The following is a 24,666-nucleotide window of genomic DNA, read 5'->3' on the forward strand; positions in this document are numbered from 1 at the left end:
CAAAACGCTACGCAAGCTGCTTCTCCAGCACTAGCAGTACCAATGGCTTGCGCGGTACCCCAAAGCGGGTAGCAGTAGGGAAGGGTTCTGTAGCGCCGGTACGCTGGTAGCCTTGGCGCTCATACCAGGCCAGCAGTTCTGTTCGGTCGCTGATGACGGTGATTTTCAATAGGTGGCAGCCGTGCTGGCGGGCGTGTTGCTCGGCGGCTTGTAATAGTTGCTTTCCTACCCCTTTCGCCTGCAAGGTGGGCTGCACCGAGAGCATGCCCAGGTACAAGCGTGGCGGCTGCGCGTGCAGGTAGGCGCAGGCAACCAGCGTACCGGTTGCGTCGCGGGCCGTGAGGATAGTGGCGCCGGGTGTTGCCAGTAGTTGGCGTAGTTCGACTGCATCGATGCGGGTACCGTCGAGCAAATCGGCCTCGGTGGTCCAGCCCTGGCGGGAAGCTTCGCCGCGGTAGGCCTGGTTAACAAGGGTTTCCAGCTCGGGAATGTCGGCGGGGGTAGCGGGGACGAGGGTAGGAATCATGCGGCAAACATACGGCCTGATGCTCTGAAAAAGGCCTGAGTTGGCGCGGCGAAAAGTCACTGTAGTAGCCAGTGAATCTGTTACCTTTAGCTGTATCCGCTCTGTCACCTCTGTCTGCCATCAGGCTAACGTCCATCCTACCCACCTTTATGCGCTCTTTCCTTCAAAAAACTGCCTTGCTGCTGTTGTTCGTCCTCGTTCAGGGGGCAGTGCATGCACAAACCACCCTCGGCATTTTCACGGACCACCAGGATATTGGCACCAATGTGAAACCGGGCAGTGCCACCTACCTGCCCGCCACGCAACAGTATAAGGTGACGGGTGCGGGCACCAATATTTGGGGTGACCACGACGAGTTTCAGTTCGTGTACAAGAAGCTCACTGGCGACTTTATTCTGTACGCCCGCGCCAACTTCGAAACTCCAAAGGGGGTAGAGCCGCACCGCAAGCTGGGCTGGATGGTGCGCCAGAGTCTCGCTGGCAATGCTCCTCACATCAGCGCCGCCGTGCACGGCGACGGGCTGACTTCCTTACAATTCCGCAAAACAGTGGGGGACGCCACCGCGGAAACGCAGGCAACCATCACGGGGGCCGATGTCATTCAACTGGAGCGCACCGGCACTACCTACACCATGCGCGTGGCTCGGTTCGGGCAGCCGTTCACGGTGCAGCAGGTAACGGATGTGGCGCTGGGAGATGCCGTGTATGTGGGCTTATTTGTAACATCGCACAACGCCGGGGTGGTTGAGAAAGCCGTGTTCCGCGACGTGCGCATTGCTATTCCGGCCCCAGCCGGCCTTACGCCCTATAGGGATTACCTGGGCAGCCACATTGAGCTACTGAACGTAGCCAACGGCCACCGCGAAATCGTGTATACCTCGCCCAAATCGTTGCAGGCACCCAACTGGCGCCCCAACGGTAAAAGCCTGGTCTACAACAGCGACGGGCTGATGTACAATTTCGACTTGGCCGCTCGAAAGCCAACTGTGCTACCCACCGGCGACGTCAAGAACAACAACAACGACCACGTGCTTTCCTTCGACGGGACTATGCTGGGGCTGAGCAGTGGCGTGGATAAACTGGGTGGCTCCATTGTGTACACGGTGCCCGCTACCGGCGGCACGCCTCGGCAAATCACCCCCCGCGGGCCGTCCTACCTGCACAGCTGGTCGCCCGACAAGCAGTACCTGCTGTTCACTGGCGAGCGGAACAAGGACTTCGACATCTACCGGGTGTCGGCCACCGGCGGGCCAGAAGTACGCCTCACCACCGCTGCTGGCCTCGACGACGGCGCCGAGTACACCCCCGATGGCCGCTATATCTACTTCAACTCGGTGCGCACCGGCACCATGCAAATCTGGCGGATGCGCGCCGACGGTACCGACCAGCAGCCCGTCACCCACGGCGACTTCCACGACTGGTTTCCGCACGTCTCCCCCAATGGCAAGTGGTTGGTGTTCGTCTCCTTCCTAAAGGATGAAGTGTCTCCCAACGACCATCCGTTCTACAAGCACGTGTACCTGCGCCTGCTACCCATCGCGGGCGGCGAGCCCAAGGTCATTGCCTACCTCTACGGCGGGCAGGGCACCATTAACACGCCCTCGTGGTCGCCGGACAGTAAGCGCGTGGCGTTTGTGAGCAACAGCGCGGATGCGGGGAAGTAGGGGAGATGAGTAATGCAGTATAGCAAACGTCAATATTTGTTGACATTTTAGACTGCTCCACTAGCGCCGCCAATTGCTCCCAGTACCTTCACTAGGAAGATGCTGGTAACTCGGAACTTGCACTCAAAGTGCAACTCATCCGGATTTGTACGTCCCTTTTCATTCCAGTAGAAGTTAGGGTGTACATGCACCCACTTCTGAAACCCTGGCTGCGCCAACAGCCGGGGTTTCGCCGTTTATAGGCAACCGTGTTGGCGAGGTGTTTACCGTACGTTACGGCGAAGGTAGTATATGATATATAAATTAATTTATAACTTTATGTGAAATATCATAAACAACAAAAAATCTGAATTTTATGATTGAAAACATGGTGCATCAAGAAGTTGCCTTTACAAAAGCATACCTTGAGGAAATCCGAGAGTGGTATAAGTATGTATTCGGCATTTCGCCATCCTACGAACTTGTAGACGTGAATGACATCAGCTTACTCCGGTTCAACTTGGGAGATGGACAGCATGATGTAATAGTGAAGACTGGATACACAGAACCTTATGATTTGCGAGTAAGAGGCTTTTGGGGTGTAAATGACCTTCAAAGCATTTTTGTTAGGTTCAAAGAATTACAGCCTTCTTACACATCAGCAGACGAGCCAAAAATCATCATTTCGAATAGGGATGGTGAAAGTAGTCAATACCTAGCGTTAGAAGATCCTCACGGCTATATTCTTCAATTGACTAGCTATTCTCTTGATAATAAAGTAGTCAGAAGCTGCAAAGCATATTGATTGAAGGATTGGTGCCTGCATAGACACTGATAATTTCTCGCCAAACCTCAACGAGATAGGTCGTACCTTTGCCTCCTTACAGCAAAGTAGGTAATGATTTCCATCAACGACTTAGACTTTCACTTCGGCTCGCGCACGCTCTACGACGGGGCCAACCTCCACATTAAGCCCAAAGACAAAATCGGCCTGATTGGGCTGAATGGGCAGGGCAAATCGACGCTACTGCGCATCCTGGTAGGCGAGTACAAGCCCGACGGTGGCAGCATCAGCATGGGCAAGGAAGTGACCCTGGGCTTCCTGAACCAGGATTTACTGAGCTACGACTCGCACGAGCCTATCCTTATTGTGGCCATGCAGGCCTTTGGCGAGGCGCTGGCTTTGCAGAAGCAGATCGACGAGACGCTGCTGGAATTTGAAACCAACTACACCGACGACCTGGTAGATAAGCTAGCCGACTTGCAGGAGCGCTTCGAGGCGCTGGGCGGCTACACCATGCAGGCTCGCACCGAGGAAATTCTGGAAGGTCTGGGCTTCACGACGGAGGAGCTGCAAAAGCCCCTGAAGCTGTTCTCGGGTGGCTGGCGCATGCGCGTGATGCTGGCAAAAATCCTACTGCAACAACCCTCCCTGCTGCTGCTCGACGAACCCACCAACCACTTGGACCTACCCTCTATCAAGTGGATTGAGAACTACCTGGCCGGCTACGAAGGCGCTGTCATCATCGTATCGCACGACCGCGAGTTTCTGGACCGCACCACCAATACCACGGTAGAGGTAACGGGCGGTAAGCTGGTGCCCTACGCCGGCAACTACTCCTACTACATGGTAGAGAAGGAGGAGCGCAACGAGATTCAGAAGGGTGCTTTCGAAAACCAGCAGGCTGCCATCCGGCAGGCAGAGCGCTTCATTGAGCGTTTCAAAGCCAAAGCCAGCAAGGCCAAGCAGGCCCAAAGCCGCCAAAAGGCTTTGGACAAGATGGACCGCATTGAGGACGTAGCACCCGAGGCGGCCAAGGTCAACTTCTCGTTCCGCTTCTCGGTGCAGCCCGGCCGGCATATCCTGCGCATGGAGCACGTGACCAAGAAGTATGATGAGAAAACCATCTTCCGCGACACCAACGTGCACATCGAGCGCGGCGACAAAATTGCGCTGATTGGGGCCAACGGCAAGGGCAAGTCTACCCTGATGCGCCTGGTGGCCGGCACAGAGGCGCCTACCGCTGGCAACCACCAGTTGGGTCACAACGTGATTATGGCCTTCTATGCCCAGCACCAGTTGGAAAGCCTGCGCATCGAAAACGAGATTTTGCAGGAGATGATTGAGGCCGGCTCCAAGCGCAACGAAATGGAGCTGCGCACGGTGCTGGGCTCCTTCCTGTTCACTGGCGACCAGGTGTTCAAGAAGATCAAGGTGCTGAGTGGTGGCGAGAAAAGTCGCGTAGCCCTGGCCAAAACCCTGATTTCGGAGGCCAACTTCCTGCTGCTCGACGAACCGACCAACCACCTGGACATGCAGTCGGTGAACATCCTGATTCAGGCCCTGGACCAGTTCGAGGGTACGTTCATCGTTATCAGCCACGACCGTTTCTTTGTGGAGAACGTGGCCACCAAAATCTGGTACATCGAGGACTACCAGCTGAAGGAGTACCCCGGCACCTACGCCGAGTACGAGCAGTGGCAGGAAGACCGCGAGAAGGAAGCCAAGAAAAACGGCCTACCCTCGCCCTCGGCCCCCAAGCCCCTACCCAAAGAGGAGAAGAAAGCCGACGCTTCCCCCGCCAAAACCCCCTCCCCCGACCAGAAAAAAGCTCTAAAAGAGTTGGCTGAGGTAGAGAAGAAGATTGATGAGCGGGAAAAGGAACTGGCCCAATACGAAGCCCAACTCGCCGACCCGCAGATTTACCAAAACGCGGCCCAACTGAAAGACGCTACTCTCAAATTTGAGCAGGTGAAAAAAGAGCTGGCCCAGCTGAATGACCGTTGGGAAATGCTAGCGGAAATGTAGTGTAGTTACTGGCATGCAAAAAGCCCCGCCGGAAGCTCTGTGCTTCGGGCGGGGCTTTTTGGTTTCTGTGGCAACGTTGAACGGCTTGCTGTAGGAAGATTGCGACAAACGGCTGTTACCACTGATTTCTCCATTATTAGTCTTTATAAATTGCAAGTCTTATTTGTCTATAGCCATTACTGTTGTTACCAAACATAAACAAATATGCATTTAGTCCGTCTGCTCGTTTAAATTTTAAGTCATCTCTAAATGTCTCGTCTTCTATTTTTCCTTGTTCAATGCTTATTGAAATAGGTTCTCCAAATTCTTTTATCAATTTAGAAGTTAAGTCGTCAAACTTTACCTGAAATGCTTTGAATTTATTAGTATAATTTTCTTTTACAAAAAAGTCATTGTTCTTTTTTTGTAAATAATTCCATTGATAAAGAGTTACTTTTACTAGATTATCATTTACAGCATAAAAATATTCAGTTTCAAGTTTAAACTCCGGTTTCTCTTTGATTTTATAAGATTTTGGTGTTGCTAAAATATATTTGTTCTTGTTAGGATAAATTCCTTCTCCGATTTCGATTAGATAATTAGGTGTGATGTCTTTTGAGTGTTTTTTTCTTTCTAATTGTATTGCCGTTTTAATGTTAAGCTTATCATATTGTTTAAACTCTTCGCCTTCAAATATTAGTCTGTTTGTCATGCAAGATGTCAAGGCGAGCAAGGCCAGCATAACTATATATCGTGAAAATTTCATTACGCTGTTATTTTAGCATTGGTGGTAACGCGCTTATAAGCGCTGTCAAATTTGTGGTAGTAATAGCGCCACTATTTTCTTAATACGCAACACAGCAGCGTTTATATGTACTCTGCATGGGCTATAAGCGCTACAGTAATTTTTCAGGGCCAAGTCGTCAAATGGGGAAGCAGGGCGGTTGCGTCGAGCTACATTAGGTGTAGATTTTGGTGGTTGTAATGCTGTTGTGTCCTAGCAAATCCTAAATAATGCAGCGCTGAAAAGCATACAAATCATCAGCAGCAGCAAAATAGCCGCCTAGCCGTACATTCGCACTATGCGACTTTCCTAAATTTTGCTCTTCCTACTTCTGGCTGCCGCCTGCGTGCTACTTGGGATGTCCATCACCAGCACTCGTTGAGTTAGTCATCTAGGCGGTACATAGAAGCAAATACCCTATGCCGTTTCCTACCACAATGTATCTGATGAGTACGAAATCCTACCTAGCCGTCCTGTTTGTTTTAGCTATTGGCAGTATCACCCAAAGTCAAGCGCAAGACTTCAAAAACCAAAAGGAGCTATTCTGGCGCCCGAATGCAGACAATAGCATCACTTGGGACCTGACCCGTGAAACCAGGCTTCCTCATAACGACAATATTGAACTGTCGGGCACGCAGGTTTCTGGCATCATTCGCTACGAGGTAGATAAGGCGAAGCAGGTGCACATTACCCGCGACATTCTCTTTCCGCAACTGCGCAAATACACCAAATCGAACGAGTCGCTATACCGCGCCTACCTACGCGATACCTACTCCGATGACCTCTTGCCCGTCCTCACGCTGGCGGACAAAAAGTACGAAACCGGGGTGTTAGACTCCGTCAGGATCAACGGCAAAATCAGCTTTTATTTCAAGGAACGAGACGGCCTTACCGTGGTTCGTTCGTTCTTTCCTTCGATGCAAGACCGCTGCTTGGTGGAGAAGTGGACCTTGATTAACACCGGCAAGACGCCCCATACGGTAGGAATTGGGGCCACCGAACTCAAGCAGGAAGAGGCAGGCTGGCACGGCACGTACCGCCGCAGAGTCTTCAGCGATGCCAAGCGCAACGTCACCTTACAACCCGGAAAGCAGTATGACTTTGGCATTTACTTCCTCGCAACGCTAAACGACGAAGCAGAGCCACCCGTCTCCGTAGCCGCAATCGAGCAAAGCCGCGATACGTTCCTGGATAGCATCGCCACCAATCTGCATCTGCACTCGCCCGACAAGGTCATTAATACTTTGTTCTATTTCTCCAAGATCCGGGCCGCAGAAAGCATTTTTCGCTCCCGCTACGGGCTGGTCCATTCGCCGGGTGGCGGCAACTATTACGTCGGAATCTGGGCCAATGACCAGGCCGAGTACAGCGGCCCCTTCTTTCCCTATTTGGGGTATCAAACCGGCGTACAGGCCGCCATGAACGCCTACCGCATCTTTCAGCGCAACCTGCCCAAAGACGGAGGCAAAATCTGGGCTTCGTTTGAAATGGATGTCACCTTTCCCTTCGGAGAGCGTGACCGCGGCGACGCGGCGATGATTGCGTTTGGCGCTACGCACTTTCTGCTCGCCTCAGGCGATAAGAAAAAAGCTGAGGAGCTATGGCCCTTGATTACGTGGTGCTTGGACTACTGCCATAAACGAACCACGCCAGAGGGCATTGTGGCGTCGGAAAGCGACGAGTTGGAAGGTCGTTTCCCTTCTGGCTCAGCCAATCTTTCCACCTCGTCCTTATACTATGGGGCGTTGATTCAAGCGGCTCGGTTAGTGAGGGCCATGCAGAAGCCCGCCGCCCTGAGCTCAACCTATCAACAACGGGCGCAGCGAGTAGCAACGGCTATTGAGAAGCATTTTGGGGCGGAGATAGAAGGCCTGCACACGTATAAATACTACAAAGAAAATACAACGTTAAGGAGCTGGATCTGCCTACCCTTGGTGGTGGGCCTAACCCAACGCAAAGCCGGCACGCTGGATGCGTTGTTCGGTAAATTGTGGTCGGCCAACGGCGTCCTGACCGAACGGAAACCAGGGACGGATTCCCCGCAAGTGTTTTGGGACCGAGGAAGCCTGTATGCGTTTCGTGGAGCCTTTAAGGCGGGCGCAGCGGATCGGGCTTTGGAGCGCTTAGTGTCCTACTCCACCACGCGGCTAACTGGTTTTCGGGTACCCTATGCCGTGGAAGCTTGGCCGGAAAACGGCATGGCGCATCTATCCGCCGAAAGCGCCTTGTATTGCCGGATCTTCACCGAAGGCATACTCGGCCTCGAACCAACTGGGTTCAATTCTTTCACCCTACGCCCAAATTTGCCAACTACGTGGGACTATCTCACTATCAGCAAAGTAAGAGCGTTCAACACGACCTTTGATGTTGACCTTCGCCGAGACAAGGGTAAGCTCCAGGTAAAGGTCGTCCAACAGGGTAAGGTTGTACTACAGCGAGCGTTAAGGAACGATATGCTGGTGGAGGTCCGGTTGAAATAACCTCTGAAATTGATGAACGTAGCTGCGTGGTGCTACCTGGCGTGCTGTGTTTTTCGTTTTCTGAGCACCTCCCTATCAGGCTTCGCTTTTTGAGAGAGAATTGATTCCCTTGTGATGCGGTAGCCTTTGCAATAGCAAAATGCCCACCCAGCCGTACATTCGCATTATGCGCCTTTCTCCGATTCTGCTTTCCCTACTCCTGACTGCCGGCTGCGTACCGCTGGGCACGCCTATTACCAGCACCGATACCACGCGCCAGGCCGCGCCTACCCCCGGCCAGCAAACCACGCCGGAGTACTACGCCGACAAAACCCTGCGCTATCAGGATTACATCTACGACCCCAACGTGCGCTCGGTGCAGTGCTACGTGGGCACAAGCGGCAACACCGACATCTTCCAGCCGCCCGTGGTGCCGCTTTCGCAGGGCCTACCCATCCTGCTGGAGTTTGATGTGCTGGGCAGCCAGAGCCAACGCCTCACGGCCAAGCTCATCCACTGCGACGTGGACTGGAAGCCGTCGCTTCTGACGGATATTCAGTTTCTGGACCAGATCAACGACCAGCTCATTACCGATTACCGCACGTCGGTAGGCACGAAGGTGCCCTACTTTCACTACAAGCTGCAAGTGCCGCGCGTGAAGCTCAGCGGCAACTACCTGCTGGTGGTGCAGGGGCCCGGCAACACGCCCCTGCTCTCGCGCCGCCTGCTGGTGTATGATACCAACGTGCAGCTGTTTTTGCAGCCGGGCCCTATTGCGGCGGGTGCTGAACGCTATACCCTGCAACAGCTCAACTTCGGTATCAGCTACGCGGGCTACCCCATCATCAACCCCTCGCAGGAGCTGAAAGTGATTCTGCGCCAGAACTTTCGGTGGGACAATGCCAAGTACAACCTGCGCCCTACCTTCGTGCGGGACGCAGAGCAGCGGTTGGAGTATCAGTACTTTAACTTCGAAAACACGTTTCCAGGGCTTAGCGAGTTTCGGCCGTTTGATATGCGCTCCTTGCAGGTGATGGGGGTAGGGATGCTGAAGCTAGACCAGCAATCGGTGCCGAAAGCCGTGTTGCTCAACCCCGATGCCAGCCGCGCCGGGGAGGCTTACACCCAGTACCCCGACATCAATGGGCAGCGCCTGTTTGAGAGCCGCGAGTACGGCAACGGCGACACCAATGCCGACTACGCCAACGTCACCTTTCAACTGCACGCTGAGCAGGCCGCGCCCGGCCCGGTGTACGTGCTGGGCCAACTCACCGACTGGCAACTGCGCGACGAGTTCCGGCTGACGTACGATGCCGCAGCGCAGCTTTACACCAAAACCGTGCTGCTGAAGCAGGGTTACTATAACTACATCTACGCCACCCAAACTCCCCAAGGACCCAATAGCGTGATGTGGGAAGGCTCGCACCAAGAAACCGAAAACCAGTACGACCTCTTGGTGTACTACCGCCCACCTGGCACCCGCGCCGATCTGCTCATTGGCTATCAGTCGGTGGATGTGAACAAGCGGTAGGGTAGAAGAACGTCATTCCGAGCTTGCCGAGGAATCTCGCGTGTTGATGTGAGATAGTATCCACCATCAACACGCGAGATTCCTCGGCAAGCTCGGAATGACGTTCGATTTAAAAGAAGGTGCTGCACACAATGACGTTCAACATGAAATGACGTTCCGGCAAGTAAAAAACTCCGGTAGCGGTTTCCTATCTTTGCTCTCTACTTACTAAAGCCCAAACACCCCGCCGATATGAAATTTATCGTCTCGTCTTCCGCCTTGCTCAAGCAGCTCCAGAGCATCAATGGCGTAGTCACGAACAACCCCGTGGTGCCTATTTTGGAGAACTTTCTCTTCGAAATTGAGGACGGCAAGCTGACGATTACGGCCTCTGACCTGGAAACGTCGATGATAACGGAGCTGCCCGTGGAGGCCCGCGAAAGCGGCCGCATTGCCGCCCCGGCTCGCATCCTACTCGATACGCTCAAAAACCTGCCCGACCAGCCCGTGACGTTCACGCTGGATGAGGAAACCTATACCATCGAAATTGCTAGCTCAAACGGCCGCTACAAGCTGGCCGGTGAGAATGCCACCGACTTTCCCCGCGTGCCGGTGGTGAAAGGCTCGGCGCCGGTAGAAATTCCGTCGTCGTCGCTGGCACGGGCTATTAACAAGACCATCTTCGCGGTAAGCACCGACGAGCTGCGCCCGGCCATGACGGGCATCCTGGTGCAGTTGGCCGACAACCAGGTGACCTTTGTGGCTACTGACGGCCACCGCCTGCTGCGCTACCGTCGCTCGGATGTGGGCGCGGGCCAGACCGCCAACATCATTATTCCGCGCAAGGCCTTCAATCTGTTGAAAGGCGCCCTACCCTCAGAGGCTACGCCCGTAACGGTGGAGTTCAATACTTCTAACGCTTTCTTCAGCTTCAACCAGATGCGCCTAGTGTGCCGCCTGATTGATGAGCGCTACCCCGATTACGAGAACGTAATTCCCGTGAGCAATCCCAACCGCCTCATCATCGGCCGACAGGAGATTCTGAATACGGTGAAGCGCATCAGCATCTACTCCAACAAAACCACCCACCAAGTGCGTCTGCGCCTGGCCGGCTCCGAGCTGACGGTTTCGGCCGAGGACCTAGACTTCTCCAACGAAGCCAAAGAGGTGCTGGCTTGCCAATATGATGGCGAAGACATGGAAATCGGTTTCAATGCCCGCTTCCTGCAAGAGATGCTGTCGAATATTGACTCTGAGGAGATTACGCTGGAGTTGAGCACGCCCAACCGCGCTGGCCTGCTGATGCCCACCACACCAGATGACAACGAAAACATCCTAATGCTGGTGATGCCCGTGATGCTGAACAACTATGTATAAGGGCTGAATAGTTTGATTGTTAAATGGTTGGTCGTACGCACGGCTGACCATTTTTCGTATTAAACCATTCTGCTTTTTCTTTTGAACGACCAAATAGAAAACTATTTGGCCATTCAACCATTTACTCATTCACTATGAAGAAGTCCGAAATTCACTTTAGCATTGCCCTCGACGACCAGAAGGTACCCGAGGCCATTAGCTGGCAGGCCACCGATGCGGGGCCAAACATTCACTTTGCCAAGGCTATCAATATTGCCCTGTGGGACCGGGACGAGCGCGGCACCATGAAGATTGACCTGTGGACCAAAGACATGCCCGTAGACGACATGAAGCGTTTCTACGTGGATACGATGGGTGCCATGGCCGAGAGCCTGCAAACCGCTACCAGCGATGATAAAATGGCCCGGCGCATCCGCGAAGTGTGTCGTGAGCTGATGGACCATATCGAAGAAGAAGAGCGCAAAGCCAAGTAAGCGTTGCGCCCATTGCTCTATCTATCATACCTACCATACAAAAGGCCCCGCCATGTAGTTGGCGGGGCCTTTTGTATGACGGAGTATCGGTTGTTAACGGCTGCCGTCGGCCTTTGCAGCGCCGCGGGCGCGGGTAGCGGCCGGGCGCGGATCCGTGGTGTTTCTAGCAGGACTAATAGTGGCGCCATTGGAGCTAACTGGTGCCGGGTCACGCACTGATTTCACGAACTGAGCATCGGCGTTTTGCATGGCAAAATCCTTCGCGACTTTGTTGTAGGCAGCGCGCTGGCCATAATAGTCGGTGTACTGATCGTTACTCAGCACGCCCCGCAAAGCGGCGTCGCGTTGCCGGCACACCTCGTCGCACTGCTGATCAATAGCCTTCTGGTTACCCGCGTTTTGCTGCGCAATAGTGGCCATTTTCTTGGCCTGAGCAGCATTAATAGCCTGTACCCGACCCGACTGGTAACCATTCAAGCGTAGGTCGCGGGCCATTTGGGCCGAGAGGCGGTCGGCTTTGATTTCCTGGGCGTTCAGGCGAGGCGTACTCTGCGTTTTATCGCGGGGAATAACCGTAGAAACCTGCTGCGCCTGCGCGCCAAGAGCGGCTACGAAGACCAGCGCAACGGTAGCAATTTGCTTTTTCATGAGTATACAGTAGGAGCAGTTCAACATCAAATACCAGCCAGTATAGCCAAGGCGCTACCCGCCAGCATGTTCTTTCTAACGCATACGGGCGCGAAGTAGTTTAGCTGAAGTAGCAAACAACTGGGTTGCAATGGGTAGCGCTCAAGCTTGTGCCTCACCCGGTACGCAGGCAACTATTGGGTAGTGATGTCCTCTAAAAGCTGTTTTTCCACATCATCGACTCCACGGGCTTGTCGGTGCGGTCGTTGTACTTGGCGTTGGCTTTGCGGTTGTAAAACGTCTGCACGTCGCCTTGCACGGCAAAGTAAATTAGCTGGCCCACTGGCATGCCGTAGTACACGCGTACAGGCATCGACACGCTGATTTCCAGCGTCCAGGTATTGCAGAAACCAATGTCGCCCTTGCCGGCCGTGGCGTGAATGTCAATGCCAAGGCGGCCAACGCTACTCTTGCCTTCCAGGAAGGGTACATGCGCGTGGCTCTCAGTGTACTCCTCCGTCACGCCCAGGTACAGCACGCCGGGCTCCAGCACGAAGCCTTCTTCCGGAATCTCAAACGTGCTGATTTCGTTGTGTTTACGAGCATCTAGTACACTGTCTTTGTACGTGGCCAAGTAGCGGCCCAAATGCACATCGTAGGAGTTGGTGCCGAGGCAGTTGCGCTCAAACGGTTCAATGACAATATTGCCCCGCTCTATCTCGGCGAGAATCTGCTGATCGGTAAGAATCATGTTTTCAATTAAAAATTAAGAATTAATAATTAAGAATGGAGAGCGTAAAGACAGTCAAATGGCTGTTGTAACTGCATATATGCCTTATCCTTTACTTTCTGATTTTCAATTATTAATTAAACCTATTCGTCCTCGTATCGGTCGGAGGGAAGTGAGTCGGAGGAGCGGGTGGCGTGAGTAGGATCTAGCTCGTTGAGGCGGGCGCGCATCTCGGGCAGCACGCTGGTGAGCACATAGAGCAGGCCTAAGGAGCTGCCCAAGGCCAATGCTAGCGTGAGATAGTCAAACCAGTCGTGGGTGCTGGGAACGTCGGCCGAGCGGATGATGGGGCCGCCGGAGCTAGGCACTACAACCTCGGGCTGGGGCGCTACGTCCTCTAGCTCCGAGGCATCGCCGGAGGGTAGGGTAGTAGCATCAGCCGGTGGCACGGTAGCGGCATCAGTGGCCAGTTCATCGGGCGTGGGGTCCTGCGAGGCGTTGAACTGAGCGGTGGCCTGCTTGATGATACGTTGCTCGGCGCGAATAAGCGCAATGCGTTCGTCGCGCGGGATGACACTAATGAAGAACTCGAAATTCTTGTCGATCAGCAAGCCATTGAGTTGGCGCTCAAACTCGGCCAGATCGGTGCGGCCTTTGCCAAAGCGGTTTTTGAAGCGCTCCGACAAGTCGTTGTAGTTCAAAAACAGCTTTTTCAGGTCCGCATTACCGTTGAAGTCGTCGAACTGCCTGCGCTGCTGCTGCGTGCGCAACGACACCGGGAACTTGCGACGCGTAAACGTTTTGTCGTAGACGGTTTCCATGGTGCGGAAATTCAACTCGTCCACAGTGCGGTCGAACAGGCGCTTGTTGGCCGCAGCAGGTGTTTCAACTTGCGCCCATACCATCACCGGCGCCAACCACGTCAGCAATACAACTAAAAACAAACAACGGACTTGAAACATAGCGGCGCAGATTTGCCGCAAAGGTAGGCAATGGAGAGAGGTGAAGTGGTGAAATTGTGAAGTAGTACGTAGTGAATAAAAAGTACGTCTGTCATCCTGCGCAAGCGCAGGATGACAGACGTACTTTTTATTCACTACGTACTACTTCACAATTTCACCACCCCTACATCCCGTGCGCTTCGCGCAAGGACTCGCGGCAGGCGGTGAGGTACTGCTCTACTAGCTCATCGGTGATAGAGGTAGACACGAACAGCGCCTCGAACTGTGAGGGGGCCAAGTAGATGCCGCGGTTGAGCATGGCGCGGAAGTAGCGCCCGAAGGCTTCTAAGTCAGCTTGTTTGGCAGTTTCGAGGTCTGTTACGGGTTGGTCGGTGAAGAATAGGCTGAACATAGAGCCTACCTGGTTCACGGTGTAGTTGAGGCCCAGCTCGGCGGCAATCTGGCGGGTGCCGTCGGTGAGGCGGGTGGTGGTGCGCTCTAGCTGCTCGTATACCTCGGGGTGGTTTTGCAAGTAGCGCAGTTGCGCTAGGCCAGCAGCCGTGGCAATAGGGTTGCCGGAAAGAGTGCCCGCCTGGTATACCTTGCCAGCTGGCGCTACCTGGTCCATAATGTCCTGGCGGCCACCGTAGGCGCCTACAGGCATACCGCCGCCAATGATCTTGCCTAGCGTAGTCATATCGGGTACAATGCCGTAGCGTTGTTGGGCACCACCCGGCGCAAGGCGGAAACCAGTCATCACCTCATCAAAAATGAACACGATGCCGTGCTGGGTGCACAAATCGCGCAGGCCTTGCAGGTAGCCGTCGGCAGGGGCCACCAAGCCCATATTGCCGACTACCGGCTCTAAAATGAGAGCCGCAATCTGCTCAGGGTTGGCTTCAATGGCCTGGCGGGCGGCCTCCAGATCGTTGTAGGGTACGGTAAGGGTATCTTGGGCCACGCCGCTGGTAACGCCGGGTGAGTCGGGGGTGCCGAGGGTGAGGGCACCCGAGCCGGCCGCAATCAGGAAAGAGTCGCCGTGGCCGTGGTAGCAGCCCTCAAACTTCAGAATCTTGGCGCGGCCGGTGTAGCCCCGCGCCACCCGAATGGCCGACATCGTGGCCTCGGTGCCGGAGTTTACCAGGCGTACTTTCTCGATGCTCGGTACCATCTCCTTAATCAGCTCGGCCATTTCCACCTCGCGGCGGGTAGGCGCCCCAAACGACAGCGAGTGGGGTAGGGCCTGCTGCACGGCCGTGAGCACCACCTCTGGCGCGTGGCCCAGAATCATGGGCCCCCAGGAATTGATGAAGTCCATGTACCGGTTGCCGTCTACGTCCGTCAGCCACGCGCCCTGCGCCGACTGCATGAACACCGGATGGCCGCCCACTGCCCGAAACGCCCGCACCGGCGAGTTAACCCCGCCAGGAATATGGTGCTTAGCCTGCTCAAACAGAGCCGCGCTTTGGGTATGCGTCAGGGTAGGAGAAATCGTTGAATCAGAAGAAAGCATAGAATCAGAAAAGGGCCGAAGCCCGTGTAGTGGCAAAAGAAGTAGAACAGCCAAAAGGCCGGAAAGATGCGGGTAGAAAGGGAAAAAGGTTGCTATTTATCATTCGTGTCGCTCCATCATCATCTGTCATCCTGAGCTTGCGAAGGACCTTCTCACGGCTGAACGACTATCGTAACAACGACTCATTCAGCCGTGAGAAGGTCCTTCGCAAGCTCAGGATGACAAATTGAAAATTACTGCTGACCCACGGGGTTCTGCACTTCCACGTTCATGCGTTCCAGCTTCACGATGGGCACGTACTGGTTGTCGTGGGCGCCGCCGGGGTAGCCGATGCCTTGGAACAACGCGCCCGAAACCGGGCCGGAATCAGACAATTGCTGCTGAAAAGCCGGGCCGGCATCGTGCAGGCGCTGGGCAAAGTAGTACAGCATTTCGAAACCCATGTTGGCAAAAACCGACGGCGGCAGGTTGTACTGCTGCGCGTAGAGTTGCTGGAAGCGACGTACGCCCACGGCGCCGGGGTCGAGGTAGTGGGGGTAGAGCATATACACGTCGCGGGCATCAAGTTGGTTGAGGCTAACGCTAGGATTGTCAAGCCAAGCGGCGTAGGTGATGATAGGCATGGTTACCTTCTGGGCCTGCAAGCGTTTGAAGGTGTACGGTCCCGCCCGCCGGCCCGTAGAGGCCACCACCAAGTGCCCCACCGACTTCAGATCGAAGCCTACGAAACCTTGCGCAAACACCGAATCGGTGGTGGTGCCCACGGCGCGGCGCATGAGCTTCACTTTGCCACCCTGCGCCTCGTAGGCCGCTTTATAGGCCTGGGCAAAGGCCGCGTCGTCGCTGGTGTTGTCGTAAAGAATAGCGGCGGTGCGGTTGGTGAAGGTATTTAGCGCAAAGCGGGCTGCCTGCTGTCCCTGGGTGGCGGAGCTGGGCTCGTAGAGGTAATGCCAGGCGTTGTTCTGCACCAGCTCCCCGTCCTGCGACAATGGATTGACCGTAATAATCTGCTTCTGCTGGGCGTAGCGGGCCAGAATCTTGCTGCCCGACTTATACACCGGCCCGATAATCAGATCCATTGAAGCCAACTCGGGTAGGGCCAGCACCCGCTTGAGTTGCAAGGTGTCGGCGCCGGTATCATAGGCGAATACCTGCACCGGGCGGCCCTCCCGCTGCAACGAGTCCTGGGCCAGGCGCATGCCGGCGTATAGGTCCGTGACGAACTGCGTGCGGCGGGCCTGAGCAACATCAGTGAACTCAAAGGGTAGCAGCACCGCAATGTTGTAGCTGTTCTTTTTGGCAGCGCCTACCTGCCGGGGCGTGTAGCGGGTAGGGTCCAGCTTGAACTGCTCTACCAGCCGCGCGAGTGTTGCCTTATCGGCGGGTGTGTACCAGCCGCCCAGCAGCTTGTCGGCGTAGACGCGGCCCAGGGTAGCGTTTTGCGGATAGCGTTGCAACAGCGTCTGAAACAGGGCGCGGTCATTAAGGCGCGACAGGTAGTTGATTTCCATAGCCTCACGCTCGGCCTTCAACTTGCCGGCGGGTAGCTGCTGCAAGGTGCGCAAGGCATTGTCGGGTTCGCCTTGCTCAAACGAAACCTGTACTTGCAGGTACAGGGCGTCGGGGACCAGCGCGGAGGTAGGGTACTCGGTGCGCAGCAGATTGAGCATTTGCTCGGCCTCGGGCCACTTTTTCAGGCGAGTGGCAGCCACGGCGTAGAGGTAGGCGGCTTCGGGGGCACGCTCGAAGCGGGCAGCGGGCGGCGTGAGCGGCTCCAGCTCTTTCATGGCTAGCAAGTAGCTGCCCTGGTCTAGGAGAAGCTTGCCGTTTTGGTAGCGCGTGTTCTGCTCGGGGGTGGCAGGGGTAGGCGTTTGCAAGGGCGCTCCCCAGGCCGCGTGGCCTACGTTGGGAAGTGCCAAGGCGCTACCCAGCACACAAAGCAGTCGAATAAAAGAAAAAGGCCGCATAGCGAAATAGCAGAAATCAGGGAAAAGGGAGAAAGCTTGCCGGAGTGTACGGCGGAAGCGGGCGCAAAGGTATTACAGAAGTCGGGCCGGTGCTACGCCGGGTTTTCGAGCCGGGCGTTGTATCTTCGGAGAAACAAGCCGGCAGGTAGCCGGCCGCGGCGCCATAGGCTCGGCGCCGTCTTTAGCGTATGGCCACAACTACTCTACACGCACCCGCGCCGTTTCTGCGTCGGCGCCTCGGGCTCATTCTACTGTTGGGCATCTCATTGGCCCTCAGCTTTATGCTGATTGCTTGCCGCGTGGTGTATACCCGGGAGCTGACCTTCGTATTTTTGCTTTGGAACCTGTTTTTGGCCTTTATACCGTTTGGCCTGAGCATGTTGCTGGGTCTCACCGACCGTCCCCTGCGGGCGCGGGTGTTGCTGCCGGTAGGGGCGGTGTGGCTGCTGTTTTTCCCCAACGCACCCTACATCCTCACCGACCTGTTCCACCTCACGCCCCGCGCCGGAGTGCCCTACTGGTACGACCTGGCCCTGCTGCTCTCCTGCGCCTGGAACGGCCTGATGCTGGCCTACGCCTCCCTGCTGGATATGCAAATGCTGGTGCAGCGCCGCCTGGGTGCGGCCGTGGGCTGGGGATTTGCTACCGTAGCGCTGCTGCTCAGTAGCTTCGGCGTGTATCTGGGCCGCTACCTGCGCTTCAATAGCTGGGACATTATCACTAATCCACTCATGCTGTTCTATGATATTATGAGCCGCATCCTGCATCCTTTTGCTCACTTGGGCACTTGGGGCGTCACGCTGCTCTACGGGGTGTTTTTGCTGCTGGGCTACCTCACGGTGAGGCAGTTAGGGCAGCTTCGTAGCGACGAAACAGCCAATTTTTAACAGATCCAGAACCATCAAAAGCCTACTCTCCGCTGCTATTCGCACAAATGCAAACAGCAGCGGGGAGTAGGCTTTTGATCATAGGTAGGGCCGTTTTGCTACTAAAAATAAGCTAGGTCATAGGCGTCGTGCCAGGGTAAGGTTATAGGTAGATGTTCTGCCGCCATTTATACCGTTTTGCACGGTGGCTTTCGCGCCTACACGATACAGCTGTCTTGCACCAACCGCAGCGTCGAGATTGAGAGAAAAGAGGACGCCCGCGTATGGGCCTCGGTAAGAGACTAACAAATAATCGGTTACCTGCCCGGAGGTAGCCTTTAAATAATTGTAGTCATTCTTTTCGTAATACCCTGCAAATCCGCCAGCACCAACCCCAAACAATACGCGTTTATCGGTGCCAAATGGGTAGTAAACGCCCTCTGCTTCTATGAAACCGGCCTTATAGTTCTGGTTAGGTAACTGCCGTTGCAGCTTATCGCTGGGGTTGCCAAAAACACCCACTATCCGGCCGGCTGCTCCAAAATGCTGAGATAGGGTAGGGGCATATTCCAGCGCCAAGCGTGTGCAACGGTAATATCCGTTTACATCATAAGCAGTACCTACCCCCAACCGCAGGTAAGAAGGCTTCGGGGCCAGTGCCGAAGATTTTACTAATGGTGCGGTTTGCTGGTAAGAAGGTGTGAGTTGAGCCGTTGCCGCAACTGGCAATAGCAGCAATATGCTGCCTGCAAAGTGATAAGCTTTAATCATATCGCAAAGAACAATAAGAGGATGAATAGACAGTAGAGAAGGAATTGCTTGGAAACGTTGCACGACAAGCTGTAGAATGGGCAATGATCAACTGCACAATATTCTATTTACTGCAACAATCGCATGGTAGTATCCAATGGCTGCTGACGCAATAGTGTGCGGTATTCCTGCTCAATCATAGCTTGTTGTTCCCGTTGTTCCTTCTTCTTAAACAGGCGCACTTTGAAAGGGCCGGGCTGCTCACGCCGCAGGTTCACGTAGAGTAATTGCCGTACTGCCCGCACCCGCTTGCCCGCCTGAATGCGCGCCACTCGCTTCTGGTTATTGCCAAACAGCGCCTGAAAGGGGTTCAAGCCTACATACAGGTTGGCCGGGCCATTCAGCGAGTACGTGCCGCTCACCGACATGCTGGTAAGGTTGCTGTGCAAAGGCAAGTGCGGAATCAGGATACGGCCCCGGTCCAGAAAGAATTCGGCTTTCACAGGTTCGAAGTACAGGTGCCCGGCCCGCTCCTTGCTGATGAGCTTAAGCGCATCCTGCAACACCACCACGTTCAGCAATTCCAGGTTTTGGATGTCAGTTTTGAGGTAGCCCAGGGTTTGGCTGAGGTGGGGGAGGAACTCGGCGTCGAGGTCGGTGCGCAGGTCGGCTTCGCACTGCATGGTACCGCGCACGTTGGCACTGCTCAGGGCATTCAGGTTGAGTACTTCGGCCACCTCGGCCAGGGCGGGGAGCTGCACGTTGCGCAGGCGCGTTTGCACGTGCAGGGGGTGGTGGCCCATCTCAGCATCGGTGCGCAGGCGGCCGCGCAGTGCCACATCACCCCCAAAAGCCTGAAGCGTGCACTCTTCCACCCGCGCCGAGCCGGCTTGCAGGGTAGAGCGCAGCCGAAACTGGGTGCCCTGCAACACGGCGTAACGCACCCGGTCGGCGCGTACGCGCACCTGGGCCGTAATGGTCCCATCGAATAGCGGCGACACGCCCCAGGCGGGCTCCGCGCGTCGGGCCGCCCGCTTGGCCGGGCTGCGCGGGGCAAATAAGTCGTCGGGTGGGTTGAGGCCCGCCAGCAGCCGTAGCAGCCGCTGTACGTTGAGCGTGCGGTAGGTGAAATCAACGTCGGCGTGGGCTGAGGTGAGGCGCAATCCTTCAATGTCGGCGCGGGCCTGCGCCCGGCCCGTGCCCCCGTCGCTGGTCCGAAACGTGAGGTAGGGCACACGCAGGCTCGGCCCCTGCTTATCGAAGCGCAGCCGCAGCTTGCGTAGATTTTCACCTGTAAGCAGATTTACCCGGTCTATTTCACACGTGAGCTGTCCGCTCGACTCCAGCAACAACTCGCGCAGCGAAGGGTCAGGGTCGGCACCGGCGGCGCGGCGGGCGGCGCGTTTCTGTCCTGCGGGACGGCTCAGGCGCGTGAGGAGTTGGCGGTAATTGATGGTCCCGAAACGCAACGCCAGCTGCGCGTCCACGGGCCTGATTTTGCCGGTAGTATCGGTGGGCCAGCTCGCCTGTCCGCTGACTTGCCCACCCCACACACGTCCTGTCAGGTTGGTGAGTTGTACGCGTCGCCCATCATGGCGCACTTGCACGGCCAGGTCGTGCAGGGTATCGGAAGGTAGGGTTAGCTGGTTGCAGCGTAGCTGCACATTCAGGTGCAGGCCCGTCGGGAACAGGTTAGCATAACGGGTCATAGCTTTGGCTGCGTTGCCCTTGCCAGCCGCCTTAATGCGTTTTTGTGCCGGCCTAGCCAGCAGGTAGCGCAGGCGCGGCACGTGCAACTCCTCCACCACAAACCGGCCCGACACAGTTGTAGTTGGGTACTGGTCGGTGAGATAATCCAGCAAATACACCGTGCGGGCATTGGCCCGGAAACGCATCCCGGCCAACTGCCCCGATAAGTTGCGCAGCGTCCAGAGGCTGTCCTGTAGGCCCAGTTGCACGTTCAGGTTGGTGATGTGGGCGTGGCGGGTAGGTACAACGAAATTAGCATTGTGCAGCCCTATGGTGCCGTGCATGCGCATGGCGGGTAGGGCACGGGCGGGATTAGGCCCGGTAGGCAGCGGCCCGCGCAAACGCAAATCTAGGGTAGCAGTGCCTTGCTGGGCCTTCCACAAGCCCGGAGCCACAATAGTGGCCAGGCTGCGCAGCTCAGTCTGGCCACGCACCCGGCCCACCAGGTAGGGACGCACAAAATTGTGGAGCGTTAGCTCGGCATCCAGCTTTCCGGCTGAGGAGTAGATGCGGCAACGGGGTAGGGAGAGGGTAGTGGTAGCCGGGGCGTGGGCCGGGCCATTGTCTAGGCGGCCCAGCAGGTCCCAGCGCCGGATGGCCCGGCCTGAATCGGGCCACACTACGCGGGCGTTGCGCAACCGAAACGTGAGCACGTTGTGGGGACGGGTGGTAGGGCCACTCAAGCCCTGAATGGTGTAACGGATATGCGCCTTGCTGGGGCTGTGCGCATCAGCCAAGTAGGCGTGCAGGTTGGGGGGTAGGGCAGTGCGCAACACATCCAGCAGCGGCTGCTGGCCCACCATGCGCAGGTTGAGACGCGAGCCGGTTTCGCGGTCGGTGGCGGCGGTGTGGGTGCCGCCCACGCGCACAGTGTCGCCGTTGAGGGTAGCGTAGGTCTGCCAGAGCTTGCCCTGGCGCTGCCGAAAATCATAGCGGTAGCGGATTTGCGCCTGCACTGGCTCCTGCGCAAAAAGCGTGTTGCCCCGCGTGCGCAGGTATTGCAGCTGCCCGGCCAGCGTGCCGCGCAGGCGGGCCTGCCCATCGTACACCACCGCCGAGAGGCGCGCCTGATGTATCATAGCCGCAAAGGTGCTGTGCTTGTAGTCGTTGCGGGTGGAGAGGTGCAGACGCCGAAGCACCAGCGAGTCCAGCTTGAAGTTGAGGGGCGGACCAGAGCCGGCCTCGTGGCGCCGTTTGCCGCGTAGGTCCCACTGGCGGCCCAGCGAATCGACTTGCTGATGAAAAAATACGTCGGTGAGCTGCAAGCGGGTCACGCGGACCTTGCCGCGCAGGATTTGACTCAGCTCCAAATGGGCATCGGCGCGGCCTACCCGCAGCACGGGCACCAGCTGCTGGTGAGCCGTATCGGTCAGCCCAAAGTTGCGCACCGAGATGGTGAAGTGCGGAAAGTCGCGCAGGGGCGAGAAATCCACCTCAAACCGCGACACCACCAGATCTGTGTTTTCGCTCACCCGCTGGCGTAGCAGCCTTTTGGCCTGCTCCCGTCCGTACGTCGACCCAAGCAGCCACACGCCACCCAGCAGCAACAACAGGAGTAGCACAAAGCCAGCCGCCAACAGCCGCCAGAAGGTGAAAAATTTCATAGGTAGTGGGCAGGCAAAGAGCAGCAATATCAGGGTAGCCAGCGCTGTGCAACTGTACGCAAAAAAAGTAGGAGTGGTCAGCTCAGCAATAAGGGGACAAAAAAGTTTGCGTTTTTTATTTAGAAATAATCTAAATAGATTTGATTTCTCACTCGCGATCTAGCTCGCGTACTTTTTCACGTTGCGTATGGCGCAGTTCTTTCATCACAACGCATTTGGCTACTGCCTGCGGTGCCCGCGCACCCGGCACCTGCACTTGTGCTTTGGCAACCTGGCACTGGTAACTACCACGGCAGAGTTCCAGGAGTTTCGGCGCTTTATTGAGGAGGAGCACGAGCGCAACTACTCCGCCTACCGTGACCCGGAAGCCCGCTGCATTGCCCTGCGCACCCCCGCCGAGCGTATGGCCCTGGTAATCAGCTGGCAGGAGCTGGAGCAGCTGCACGAAATCTTGGAAAATACGGCCTTGCTGCTAGAGGTAGAAGGCCTGCTGGGGTAGGCGCCAAAATGGGTAGTGTCGGCAAAAGGCTGTATACTAGGGCGCTCTTTTCTCCAACCGCACCTTACTTTATGCGATTTTCTCTTTTGCTACTGCTTGTGGCGCTGTTCTCTGTGCAGCTAAGCTGCGCCCAGTCGTCGGCGCGCTACGCCATCATTCCCAAGCCCACGCACTTGCGCGAGCAGACGGGCACCTTCGCGCTGCCTGCCAACCTCACCATTACCGTGTCTGAAACCGATGCGCAGATGCACCAAGTGGCCGAGTTGCTGGCCGAGCAGCTGGGTACCGCTACCGGTCGTCGGCCCAGCATTGCCACCGGCAAGCGCTCCGCCAAACAGGGTATCTTTTTCGACCTCAATAAGAAGAACAAGCTGGGCGCCGAGGGCTACGAGCTGCGCGTGACGCCCAAGCAGATTACCATCACGGCCAGCGAGCCGCAGGGGCTGTTCTACGGCATGCAATCGTTGTTGCAGTTGATGCCGGTGGAAGTGTTCAGCCCTACCCCGGTGGCAGGTGTCACGTGGGCTGTGCCGTGCTGCACCATCGAGGACCAGCCGCGCTTTGCCTACCGCGGCATGCACCTCGATGTGAGCCGCCACTTTTTCCCGGTAGCTTTCGTGAAGAAGTATATTGACTTGATTGCCCTGCACAAGCAGAACACCTTCCACTGGCACCTCACCGACGACCAGGGCTGGCGCATCGAAATCAAAAAATATCCGCTGCTGACGCAAATTGGCTCGAAGCGCGACCACACTATGATTGGTCGCTACGCCGACAATAAGTTCGACGATAAGCCCTATGGCGGCTTCTACACCCAAGACGAAATCCGCGACGTGGTGGCCTACGCGCAGAAACGCTTCGTGACGGTGGTGCCCGAGATTGAAATGCCCGGCCACGTCGTGTCGGTGCTGGCGGGCTACCCCGCCCTGGGCAGCAACCCCGACAAGATTGTGCCCGTGACCGGCAAATGGGGCGTGTTTGAGGACGTGCTATTCCCGCGCGAGCAAACGTTTCAGTTTGAAGAAGATGTGCTGACGGAGGTAATGGACCTGTTCCCGAGCAAGTACATCCACATCGGCGGCGACGAGTGCCCCAAGGTGCAGTGGAAGGAAAGCCGCTTTTGCCAGGACCTGATGCGCAAGGAAGGCCTCAAGGACGAGCACGAGTTACAGAGCTATTTCATTCGCCGCATCGACAAGTTCATCACCAGCAAAGGCCGCCGCATGATTGGCTGGGATGAAATTTTGGAAGGTGGCCTCTCGCCCAATGCCACCGTGATGAGCTGGCGCGGCACCGAAGGCGGCTTAGCCGCCGCCCGCCAAAACCACGACGCCATTATGACGCCCGGCGAGTTCTGCTACCTCGACCATTACCAGGCCGACCCTAAAACCCAGCCCATCGCTATCGGCGGCTTTCTCACCACCGAAAAGTCGTATTCGTACGAGCCTACCCCCGATAGCCTCACGGCAGCCCAGGCCAAGCACATCATCGGTGTGCAGGGCAACGTCTGGACCGAGTATATGCTCACGCCCGAGTACGTGGAGTATATGGTATTTCCCCGCGCTACTGCCCTGGCCGAGGTAGGCTGGACTTCCAAAAAGGATAAGAACTACGCCGACTTCAACCGCCGCCTCGACGTGCACAAGAAGCGCCTGGACCTGCTGAACGTGAACTACTTCGGCGCGCCCATAAACGATAAGTTTACCTACCAGTGGCCGGTAGAGGCCAAGAAGTAAACCGGTTGTCATCCTGAGCGGAGCGCAGCGGAGTGAAGGACCTTATTACGTTTGTTGCTCTTGCGTAATAAGGTCCTTCACTCCGCTGCGCTCCGCTCAGGATGACAATCGGATTTAACATTAG

The 24,666-nt window shown here is 56.2% G+C and carries 19 protein-coding genes; 10 read left to right on the plus strand and 9 right to left on the minus strand.

Translation table 11 applies throughout. The annotated features are described in order from the left end of the window. Positions 1-7 precede the first annotated feature (7 nt). On the minus strand, positions 8-526 hold the full coding sequence (locus tag F1C16_RS04575) for a GNAT family N-acetyltransferase (protein ID WP_185283184.1): 519 nt from the start codon (positions 524-526) through the stop codon (positions 8-10). 149 nt (positions 527-675) lie between these two features. Between F1C16_RS04575 and F1C16_RS04580 the strand changes: the two genes are divergently transcribed. The 3 genes from F1C16_RS04580 (at position 676) to F1C16_RS04590 (ending at position 4,978) form a co-directional block, all read left to right on the plus strand. Continuing rightward, positions 676-2,190, plus strand: a complete 1,515-nt coding sequence (locus F1C16_RS04580) for a PD40 domain-containing protein (RefSeq protein ID WP_185283185.1) — start codon at positions 676-678, stop codon at positions 2,188-2,190. Between the two features lie 355 nt (positions 2,191-2,545). Next, a complete protein-coding gene (locus F1C16_RS04585) occupies positions 2,546-2,974 on the plus strand; it encodes a hypothetical protein (RefSeq protein WP_185283186.1) in 429 nt (142 codons plus the stop codon). A gap of 93 nt (positions 2,975-3,067) precedes the next feature. Beyond that, the gene (locus tag F1C16_RS04590; RefSeq protein WP_185283187.1) at positions 3,068-4,978 is read left to right on the plus strand and encodes an ABC-F family ATP-binding cassette domain-containing protein; all 1,911 of its coding nucleotides are present in this window, start codon (positions 3,068-3,070) and stop codon (positions 4,976-4,978) included. 136 nt (positions 4,979-5,114) lie between these two features. On the opposite strand, the gene F1C16_RS04595 is transcribed toward F1C16_RS04590, so the two are convergent. Then, positions 5,115-5,699: a hypothetical protein gene (locus F1C16_RS04595; RefSeq protein WP_185283188.1), complete on the minus strand. Its 585-nt coding sequence runs from the start codon at positions 5,697-5,699 to the stop codon at positions 5,115-5,117. Positions 5,700-6,160: 461 nt separating this feature from the next. Here F1C16_RS04595 and F1C16_RS04600 point away from each other — a divergent pair, with 461 nt between their 5' ends. The 4 genes from F1C16_RS04600 to gldC all read left to right on the plus strand — a co-directional run bounded on the left by F1C16_RS04600 (position 6,161) and on the right by gldC (position 11,560). Next, complete coding sequence (locus F1C16_RS04600; RefSeq protein ID WP_219733402.1) at positions 6,161-8,221, plus strand: hypothetical protein; 2,061 nt, start codon at positions 6,161-6,163, stop codon at positions 8,219-8,221. 166 nt (positions 8,222-8,387) lie between these two features. Beyond that, entirely contained in the window at positions 8,388-9,731 is a 1,344-nt protein-coding gene (locus F1C16_RS04605; protein ID WP_185283189.1) for a DUF5103 domain-containing protein, read from the plus strand. Positions 9,732-9,962: 231 nt separating this feature from the next. Further along, positions 9,963-11,087: a DNA polymerase III subunit beta gene (gene dnaN / locus F1C16_RS04610; RefSeq protein WP_185283190.1), complete on the plus strand. Its 1,125-nt coding sequence runs from the start codon at positions 9,963-9,965 to the stop codon at positions 11,085-11,087. Between the two features lie 134 nt (positions 11,088-11,221). Beyond that, the gene (gldC, locus tag F1C16_RS04615) at positions 11,222-11,560 is read left to right on the plus strand and encodes a gliding motility protein GldC (RefSeq protein WP_185283191.1); all 339 of its coding nucleotides are present in this window, start codon (positions 11,222-11,224) and stop codon (positions 11,558-11,560) included. Between the two features lie 93 nt (positions 11,561-11,653). Here gldC and F1C16_RS04620 read toward each other — a convergent pair whose 3' ends face one another. The 5 genes from F1C16_RS04620 to F1C16_RS04640 form a co-directional block, all read right to left on the minus strand. After that, entirely contained in the window at positions 11,654-12,208 is a 555-nt protein-coding gene (locus F1C16_RS04620; protein WP_185283192.1) for a hypothetical protein, read from the minus strand. A 193-nt stretch (positions 12,209-12,401) separates the two neighbouring features. Further along, on the minus strand, positions 12,402-12,938 hold the full coding sequence (gene dcd, locus F1C16_RS04625; RefSeq protein WP_185283193.1) for a dCTP deaminase: 537 nt from the start codon (positions 12,936-12,938) through the stop codon (positions 12,402-12,404). A 122-nt stretch (positions 12,939-13,060) separates the two neighbouring features. Next, entirely contained in the window at positions 13,061-13,879 is an 819-nt protein-coding gene (locus F1C16_RS04630; protein ID WP_185283194.1) for a hypothetical protein, read from the minus strand. A gap of 163 nt (positions 13,880-14,042) precedes the next feature. After that, positions 14,043-15,371, minus strand: a complete 1,329-nt coding sequence (hemL, locus tag F1C16_RS04635) for a glutamate-1-semialdehyde 2,1-aminomutase (RefSeq protein ID WP_185283195.1) — start codon at positions 15,369-15,371, stop codon at positions 14,043-14,045. Positions 15,372-15,604: 233 nt separating this feature from the next. Beyond that, positions 15,605-17,338 carry an ABC transporter substrate-binding protein gene (locus tag F1C16_RS04640; RefSeq protein ID WP_185283196.1) on the minus strand — a complete coding sequence of 578 codons (1,734 nt, stop codon included), beginning with the start codon at positions 17,336-17,338 and terminating at the stop codon, positions 15,605-15,607. Positions 17,339-17,526: 188 nt separating this feature from the next. Between F1C16_RS04640 and F1C16_RS04645 the strand changes: the two genes are divergently transcribed. Then, a complete protein-coding gene (locus F1C16_RS04645) occupies positions 17,527-18,225 on the plus strand; it encodes a DUF1361 domain-containing protein (RefSeq protein ID WP_185283197.1) in 699 nt (232 codons plus the stop codon). Positions 18,226-18,342: 117 nt separating this feature from the next. Here the strand turns inward: F1C16_RS04645 and F1C16_RS04650 are convergent, their stop codons facing one another. Further along, complete coding sequence (locus F1C16_RS04650; protein WP_185283198.1) at positions 18,343-19,038, minus strand: hypothetical protein; 696 nt, start codon at positions 19,036-19,038, stop codon at positions 18,343-18,345. Between the two features lie 44 nt (positions 19,039-19,082). Beyond that, positions 19,083-22,307 carry an AsmA-like C-terminal region-containing protein gene (locus F1C16_RS04655; RefSeq protein ID WP_185283199.1) on the minus strand — a complete coding sequence of 1,075 codons (3,225 nt, stop codon included), beginning with the start codon at positions 22,305-22,307 and terminating at the stop codon, positions 19,083-19,085. Between the two features lie 187 nt (positions 22,308-22,494). Between F1C16_RS04655 and F1C16_RS04660 the strand changes: the two genes are divergently transcribed. Both F1C16_RS04660 and F1C16_RS04665 read left to right on the plus strand, forming a co-directional pair. Then, positions 22,495-22,806 (plus strand): DUF6686 family protein, encoded by a 312-nt coding sequence (locus F1C16_RS04660; RefSeq protein WP_185283200.1) that lies wholly within the window; start codon positions 22,495-22,497, stop codon positions 22,804-22,806. 71 nt (positions 22,807-22,877) lie between these two features. Further along, complete coding sequence (locus F1C16_RS04665) at positions 22,878-24,542, plus strand: beta-N-acetylhexosaminidase (protein WP_185283201.1); 1,665 nt, start codon at positions 22,878-22,880, stop codon at positions 24,540-24,542. The last annotated feature ends 124 nt before the right edge of the window (positions 24,543-24,666 follow it).

Origin of the sequence: Hymenobacter sp. NBH84 (assembly GCF_014217645.1) — a bacterium.
GTDB lineage: Bacteria > Bacteroidota > Bacteroidia > Cytophagales > Hymenobacteraceae > Hymenobacter > Hymenobacter profundi.

What these genes read in the sequence shown, in the direction of transcription:
- gldC (WP_185283191.1), top strand. Translation starts at nt 11,222, where the DNA reads ATGAAGAAGTCCGAAATTCACTTTAGCATTGCCCTCGACGACCAGAAG.
- F1C16_RS04605 (WP_185283189.1), top strand. Translation starts at nt 8,388, where the DNA reads ATGCGCCTTTCTCCGATTCTGCTTTCCCTACTCCTGACTGCCGGCTGC.
- F1C16_RS04575 (WP_185283184.1), bottom strand. Translation starts at nt 526, where the DNA reads ATGATTCCTACCCTCGTCCCCGCTACCCCCGCCGACATTCCCGAGCTG.
- F1C16_RS04600 (WP_219733402.1), top strand. Translation starts at nt 6,161, where the DNA reads ATGCCGTTTCCTACCACAATGTATCTGATGAGTACGAAATCCTACCTA.
- F1C16_RS04580 (WP_185283185.1), top strand. Translation starts at nt 676, where the DNA reads ATGCGCTCTTTCCTTCAAAAAACTGCCTTGCTGCTGTTGTTCGTCCTC.
- F1C16_RS04630 (WP_185283194.1), bottom strand. Translation starts at nt 13,879, where the DNA reads ATGTTTCAAGTCCGTTGTTTGTTTTTAGTTGTATTGCTGACGTGGTTG.
- F1C16_RS04590 (WP_185283187.1), top strand. Translation starts at nt 3,068, where the DNA reads ATGATTTCCATCAACGACTTAGACTTTCACTTCGGCTCGCGCACGCTC.
- F1C16_RS04645 (WP_185283197.1), top strand. Translation starts at nt 17,527, where the DNA reads ATGGCCACAACTACTCTACACGCACCCGCGCCGTTTCTGCGTCGGCGC.
- F1C16_RS04655 (WP_185283199.1), bottom strand. Translation starts at nt 22,307, where the DNA reads ATGAAATTTTTCACCTTCTGGCGGCTGTTGGCGGCTGGCTTTGTGCTA.
- F1C16_RS04595 (WP_185283188.1), bottom strand. Translation starts at nt 5,699, where the DNA reads ATGCTGGCCTTGCTCGCCTTGACATCTTGCATGACAAACAGACTAATA.
- dcd (WP_185283193.1), bottom strand. Translation starts at nt 12,938, where the DNA reads ATGATTCTTACCGATCAGCAGATTCTCGCCGAGATAGAGCGGGGCAAT.
- hemL (WP_185283195.1), bottom strand. Translation starts at nt 15,371, where the DNA reads ATGCTTTCTTCTGATTCAACGATTTCTCCTACCCTGACGCATACCCAA.
- F1C16_RS04640 (WP_185283196.1), bottom strand. Translation starts at nt 17,338, where the DNA reads ATGCGGCCTTTTTCTTTTATTCGACTGCTTTGTGTGCTGGGTAGCGCC.
- F1C16_RS04660 (WP_185283200.1), top strand. Translation starts at nt 22,495, where the DNA reads ATGGCGCAGTTCTTTCATCACAACGCATTTGGCTACTGCCTGCGGTGC.
- dnaN (WP_185283190.1), top strand. Translation starts at nt 9,963, where the DNA reads ATGAAATTTATCGTCTCGTCTTCCGCCTTGCTCAAGCAGCTCCAGAGC.
- F1C16_RS04665 (WP_185283201.1), top strand. Translation starts at nt 22,878, where the DNA reads ATGCGATTTTCTCTTTTGCTACTGCTTGTGGCGCTGTTCTCTGTGCAG.
- F1C16_RS04585 (WP_185283186.1), top strand. Translation starts at nt 2,546, where the DNA reads ATGATTGAAAACATGGTGCATCAAGAAGTTGCCTTTACAAAAGCATAC.
- F1C16_RS04620 (WP_185283192.1), bottom strand. Translation starts at nt 12,208, where the DNA reads ATGAAAAAGCAAATTGCTACCGTTGCGCTGGTCTTCGTAGCCGCTCTT.